The organism is Orrella sp. 11846, assembly GCF_048820935.1.
GTDB lineage: Bacteria > Pseudomonadota > Gammaproteobacteria > Burkholderiales > Burkholderiaceae_B > Algicoccus.
On sequence record NZ_JBMERD010000008.1, the window covers coordinates 152,233 to 158,574 of the forward strand.

General features: G+C 49.2%; 5 protein-coding genes. All 5 read left to right on the forward strand.

From position 1 onward, the window contains the following. Nucleotides 1-864 carry a branched-chain amino acid ABC transporter permease gene (locus ACOI06_RS08815; protein ID WP_420662170.1) on the forward strand — a complete coding sequence of 288 codons (864 nt, stop codon included), beginning with the start codon at nt 1-3 and terminating at the stop codon, nt 862-864. Continuing rightward, nucleotides 861-1,793 carry a branched-chain amino acid ABC transporter permease gene (locus tag ACOI06_RS08820; protein WP_420662171.1) on the forward strand — a complete coding sequence of 311 codons (933 nt, stop codon included), beginning with the start codon at nt 861-863 and terminating at the stop codon, nt 1,791-1,793. The genes ACOI06_RS08815 and ACOI06_RS08820 overlap by 4 nt, the downstream gene beginning before the upstream one ends. Further along, nucleotides 1,790-2,548 carry an ABC transporter ATP-binding protein gene (locus ACOI06_RS08825; protein WP_420662172.1) on the forward strand — a complete coding sequence of 253 codons (759 nt, stop codon included), beginning with the start codon at nt 1,790-1,792 and terminating at the stop codon, nt 2,546-2,548. Before ACOI06_RS08820 ends, ACOI06_RS08825 begins: the two co-directional genes overlap by 4 nt. Further along, the gene (locus tag ACOI06_RS08830) at nt 2,535-3,245 is read left to right on the forward strand and encodes an ABC transporter ATP-binding protein (RefSeq protein ID WP_420662173.1); all 711 of its coding nucleotides are present in this window, start codon (nt 2,535-2,537) and stop codon (nt 3,243-3,245) included. Before ACOI06_RS08825 ends, ACOI06_RS08830 begins: the two co-directional genes overlap by 14 nt. A gap of 363 nt (nt 3,246-3,608) precedes the next feature. Then, on the forward strand, nt 3,609-6,342 hold a 2,734-nt coding region (locus ACOI06_RS08835; RefSeq protein ID WP_420662174.1), incomplete at its 3' end, for a retention module-containing protein.

Here is a 6,342-nt window from a genome sequence, read left to right on the forward strand (position 1 = left end):
ATGTCCATGCAGCTATTTGGACAAATCCTTGTGAATGGGTTGTTCAGTGGTGCCACCTACGTCTTGATGGCGACTGGATTTACGCTGATCTTTGGCATTATGCGTTTGGTGAACTTTGCGCATGGCGAGTTCTACATGGTCGGTGCTTTTCTTGTTTACACCATGGTGGTGTTGCTGGAATTGCCGTTTTTTGTGGCGATCGTGATTGCAGTCGGATTGGTGGTGCTGTTCGGGTTTTTACTTGAAAAACTGCTTTTCAGGCCATTACATGGCATGGAATTGCAGGGCATGATCATGGCATTGGCGATCGGCATTGCGCTGCAGTCCGCGGCATTACTGTTGTTTGGTCCGCAAGAAGTGACTGTGCCGAGATTGCTCAAAGGGGCCTGGATGATTGGCGGTGTGGCGATTGCAAAAGATCGTGCGCTTGTAGGCGCCATTGCAGTTGTGATCTTGATTGCTTTTTATTGGTTTATGCAAAGAACCCAGACGGGTCTGTCGATTCATGCGGTTGCGCAAGATCATCGGACCGCGGCCATGATGGGGATTCCGACTCGACGCACGCAGGCACTGGCATTTACGCTGGGTGCTGGATTGGCTGCTTTGGCGGGTGCATTGATGGCGCCGATTTATGACATCGGACCGTATATGGGCGAGATCCCCATGTTGAAAGCTTTTATTGTGGTGATTATTGGTGGGCTGGGCTCTATTCCAGGAGCAGCGATTGGTGGCTTGCTATTAGGATTGTTGGAGTCGGGATTTGCCACCTTCTATTCGCAGAATATCGCCATGATTTTATCCTTTACCTTTGTGGTGGTGTTGCTTCTTTATAAGCCTCAGGGCTTGCTAGGGAAGGCGGTATGAGAGCGCTCGCAGTTTTAATTGGACTCTTGGTTGTCGGTGCCATTCCGATTCTAGTGGACGCTGATTATGTTTATCACATCGCTGTGATGGTTTGCTTGATGGGGATTGTGGCGATCTCCATCAATCTGATTCTGCTGACTGGTCAGTTGTCTTTTGCGCAAGTTGCTTTTATGGCAGTTGGAGCCTATACCTCTGCGCTATTGTCGTTGCGTTTAGGGTTGCCCACCAGCCTGACGATTTTTATTGGAGCAGGTGCTGCAGCACTCATGGCGCTTGTGATTGCGCCGTTGGTCTTAAAGATTCGTGGTGTTTATTTTGTGTTGTTGACGTTTGCGTTTTCGCAAATCGTGAATATGACTCTACAAGAATGGGTTAGTCTGACTGGTGGTAATAGCGGCTTATATGGCATCAAGCGATTGGCGTTTGGATCGTGGGTTATTAAAAGTTCGTCGACCTTCTACATCGTGGCGTTTATTGCCCTGTGTGTGGTGCTGTTTTTGTCTTTGTTCTTTAACCGAGGCTTATTAGGTCGCATAACCGCTTGCTTGCGCACCAATGATGAGCTCGGTCAGTCGCTCGGTGTGCGCACTCTGTCATGGCGTATCTGGATCTTTGTGATTAGTGGTTTTTTTGCAGGTCTAGCAGGTAGCCTGTATGCCCATTACATTCGCTTCTTGTCACCCGCACCGTTTAGTTTCCATATCACGATGGATGCGATCGTGATGAATGTGGTGGGTGGAATTGGTAGCCCAATCGGCGCCTTGATTGGGGCGATTGTGATGCAACCACTGCCTGAGATATTGCGAGACATGCAAGAATATCAGTTGCTGACATTTGCGGTGATTTTGGCGGTGATTCTGCTCTTTGCGCCAACGGGGATCTTGGGTGTCGTAGAACGAATCCGCAAGCGGGTAGGTAAGTCGTCATGATTAAAACAGAAGGATTGACACGTCGCTTTGGTGGATTGTTGGCAGTTAATGACGTCACATTTGAAGCGAATGCGGGTGAGATTTTTGGCATTATTGGCCCGAACGGTGCAGGTAAAACCACGATGTTTAATTTGGTCGCGGGACTTTTTCCGCCTAGCAGCGGTCGGGTGTGGCTGGAAGGCGTGGAGATCACTACAAAATCCGTCGCTTCGATTGCGCAGATGGGTTTGTCGCGCACATTTCAATCTCCCGTTCTCTTCACAGAAGATACTGTTTGGGAAAACGTGGCTAAAGCCTGGTATTTACCGAAATGTCGCCATCCATTTAATTTTGTGAAGACGCTTTTTAGTGACCGTTCCGATGAGAAAGCACAGATTGCCCGTGCGCTCGAGTTTGTCGGTTTGACTGAAGACGCAGAGCATCAGGCTGGCGCGTTGCCTTACGGTAAACAAAAGGTCCTGAATGTGGCCATGGCGCTGGTAACTTCACCCAAGGTCTTGCTGATGGATGAGCCTGCAGCAGGTTTAAACCCATCAGAAAAAATTGAAATGGCCGAGTTGATTGGTCGTTTGCGATCGGAATTGGGTATTACAGTTTTAATTGTTGAACACGACATGAAGCTGATTATGGGGATTTGTGATCGCATTCTGGTACTCAGTGCAGGCACGGTGATTGCGCTCGATAAGCCAGACAACGTGCGCAATAATCCTGAGGTTGTGGAAGCGTATCTGGGGGCAACGTATGAATTTGCTTGAGGTCAGAGATCTCGATGCCAGTTACGGCAGTGGATTAGTGCTGGAGAATGTATCGATCGATGTGCCGCAAGGTCAGGTCGTGACAGTGCTTGGTGCGAACGGAGCAGGCAAAACGACGCTTTTAAATGTGGTCTCGGGACAGATGCGCGCTTTGCGCGGAACCATCTTTTTTGATGGTGAAGATGTTTCGCAAATGAAGTCGCATGAGGCGGCCCGCAAGGGAATGGCTATCTCACCCGAGGGCAGACGTTTATTCCCAGAAATGACCGTCTATGAAAACTTACGCATGGGCGGTTTTGTGTTGCCGAACTATGCAAAGATTCGCGAGCAAGCGGAAAAAGTGATGCAGCTATTCCCACGGGTTCGGGAGAGATTGCATCAGCGCGTTTCCACGATGTCGGGCGGTGAGCAGCAAATGGTTGCCATCGGTCGTGCATTGATGATGGAGCCTAAGCTGTTGATTCTGGATGAACCGACGTTGGGGCTCGCACCAAAACTCATCGTAGAAATTGGGAAGATCGTGAAACGCATCTCCGAGACAGGGGTTTCTGTCTTACTTGTCGAACAAAACGCGCAACTGGCTTTACGTCTGGCAGATTATGGCTATGTGATGGAGTCTGGTGTGATTCGTATGCAAGGACCGGCTCAAGAACTGTTGGTCAATGATGAAGTGCGCAAAGTATATCTAGGCGCTTAGTGACATTAAAAACGTAAACAAAAAATAAAGTTTAGTGTCAGAAAAACAAAATAGCAGAACAGAAAAATAGATGGCTTGGCCTATGTCACCTAGAATGTGCGCTGTCCTTAGCTGACAGTCATAGAAGCCCCAAATCTCTACATTGACCTTGTGCCTTAATGCACTTTGTAAGGCTAAATAATATTTTACTATCTCTGATTTTTACTCATTCGGCCATTAGACGACAAATGCTTGCAATATTGTCGTTGACGACAATAGGCAGTGAGATCAAATCTTTCTATACTTTGTGTAACTAAAAATTACTACACGTGCGCGCATGCTAAATATTTAAACAAAGCGCGAGCGATTATAGAGAGATAGAAAATGGCTAATGCATCTGTTGTGACTCAAGTGAAAGGTCAGGCATGGATTCGTGATGAGCAGGGTTCGCTGACGGTCTTGCGTGAAGGCATGGAAGTGCCGATTAATGCGGTGGTTGTTACTGCCGAAGGTGCTTCAGTGCAATTGCAGCCTGAAGGCAGTGAGCTGCTAGCGTTTGGTGGTGGCCGTGAAGTACGTTTCAGCCCGGAAGTGTTGCAGCCGAATGTTGATGCAACGACTGAGGCAGTGGCTCCGCTAACAGACACAGAGGCGGATTCCGTGCTATCCGCTTTGCTAGATGGCAGAGATCCATTTGCAGATCTAGAACCAACAGCTGCCGTGAACGCGACTGCTGGCGGTGCGGATGGTGGTGGTAGTGGTTTTGTTCGTGTGGTCAGTATTATTGAAACGACAATACCTATGGGATTGGAGTATCCGCGTCCACTGTTGCCACGACCAGAAGAAATTCGTTTGGGCGGTTACGAAGGCGCAGGTGCAGATGCTGTTGATGCGTTGCCCCCAAGCCTTGTTATCACTGATTTTAATGGTGTCAGTGCAGGTCATCTGAGCATTCGAGAAGATGCAACTGCACCTGTTGGCGGTTCGTTCGCTGTGTCTACACCTGGTGGCCTTAAAACGCTGGTCGTTAATGGGCAGAGTGTGACTGAAACCGAATTGCTGGAAACCCAAAGTGGGGGTTCTATCACAATTCTCACTGGTAAAGGTGAGCTGACAATTACTGGATTCGATCCAAATACAGGCTCAGTGACATACGAATATATCGTGGATGGTCCACAAGACCACTCAGCAGGTAAAGATAGCGTCCACGATGACGTCACAGTTGTCGTGGTTGATCAACAAGATCAGACAGCTGAAGGAGTATTGGGTGTTCAGATTCTGGATACCGAGCCTTTGGCTGAGGATGATAGCGCCACCATTGAGGAAGGCGCAACTGATCCTATTACAGGCAATGTGCTGGATAACGATCAACCAGGTGCTGACGAATACATAATCGAATTTGCAGATACAGCAGCTCAGTATGGTGAGTTGACAGTTAACCCGGATGGTAGCTGGAGCTACAAGCTTAATAACGAACTAGAAACTGTTAAGGCGTTGAACGCCGGTGACAAACTGACGGAAACATTTGAATACACCATCACGGATGCTGATGGTGATACATCGACAGCCACATTGACGATTACAGTTAACGGTGTAAATGATGCGCCCGTGTTTGAAGAGGTTGACAGACCGGGTCCAGAAACACCTGTGGATCCTGAGGACTCTGTTGCGCCTGGTGCGCCTACGACCGCTGCAGGTTATGCGTTTGTGACTGAGTCTGATCTGGAGAGCGAAGGCGCCGAGAGTACGTTCACTGGCACGATCTCGGTTGTTGATCCAGACAATACGAATGAAGAATTGACACTAAGTTTATTTAAGCCTGCAGATGATGAAATTACATCTAATGGCGCACCGGTGGTGTGGGATCTGTCTGAGGATGGTCAGACCCTTGTTGGCACGGCAGGTGGTGAAGATGTGATCACCGTTACGATAGGCAATGATGGTCAGTACAGCGTGACTTTGCAGGGTCCGGTGGATCATGCCGATGGTGATGGTCAAAACCTGTTGGGTTTGAATGTGGGTGTGACCGTCACGGATCCACACGGTGCAACTTCTAATTCTGTCATCCATGTGACAGTTCAAGATTCGGTGCCTGTGGCGGAAAGTGATGAGCAGACAGTCAATCACCTTGAGTCGGTTGTCGTAGATGCTGAAAACGGTGTCCTAAAAAATGATTCTGCAGGTGCAGATCAGTGGGCAGCAAGTGGTGCTGTCGTTGGTGTTGTTGCAGGTGATGACCAGGGTACACATACAGACAGTCCAGCAGGCACAGTAGGTAGTGTAATTACCGGCAAATACGGTAATTTGATTCTAAATGCTGATGGTAGCTATCAGTATGAATCGACAGTGAAAGATGCCCCCCTTGGCGCTGCGGATACGTTCGTTTACACAGTAAAAGATAGTGATGGTGATTTGGCCTCATCGACTCTGACGGTCGAAGTGAAAAATATCGAAGTGACACTGACGCTGAGCGACATTGAAGCCAAAGAGGGTGAGACGGGCACGATTACGGGGACATTGAGTCATGCTGCGGGTACAGACTTTACGGTGACCCTGAGCAACGGTTCAACCTTGAGCTTTGTGGCAGGCGCAACCGAAGCCACCACAGCACCGTTTGAGGTGCAAAGCGATGACGTGTTTGTGGATGCCGACACCTATGAGGTGACGGTCACGGATGCGGGTGCGCACAATTTTGAGAACCTTAACGCGAGTGACAAGTCAGTCGTAAAGGTTGCGGATACGACCGACACGGTGTTTGTGGATGTGACGGTGGACAATGCTGCGCCAGAAGAAGGCGAGACAGTGACGTACACAGTGACGTTGCGCAACGACGATGGTCTGCCTGTGGTGGATCATGGCGGTTTGACGATCACGCTGAGCAATGGCGAAGTGATTACGCTGGATGCTGGTGCAACGAGCGGTTCTGTGGCGCATGTGGTTACAGACAGTGATGACCTTTATGTGGGCGACTGGAGTGAGACGGTCTCGGTTGATAACATCTTTGAAGTTGCGACTGCTGAGTCTGGTCAGAAGTTTGAGGATATTCAGGCGGGCAATAGCATCACCATCGAGGTGACTGACCTACCGGGCACAACGCCCATTGGTCCAGGAGTGAATA

What these genes read in the sequence shown, in the direction of transcription:
- ACOI06_RS08815 (WP_420662170.1), top strand. Translation starts at nt 1, where the DNA reads ATGTCCATGCAGCTATTTGGACAAATCCTTGTGAATGGGTTGTTCAGT.
- ACOI06_RS08820 (WP_420662171.1), top strand. Translation starts at nt 861, where the DNA reads ATGAGAGCGCTCGCAGTTTTAATTGGACTCTTGGTTGTCGGTGCCATT.
- ACOI06_RS08825 (WP_420662172.1), top strand. Translation starts at nt 1,790, where the DNA reads ATGATTAAAACAGAAGGATTGACACGTCGCTTTGGTGGATTGTTGGCA.
- ACOI06_RS08830 (WP_420662173.1), top strand. Translation starts at nt 2,535, where the DNA reads ATGAATTTGCTTGAGGTCAGAGATCTCGATGCCAGTTACGGCAGTGGA.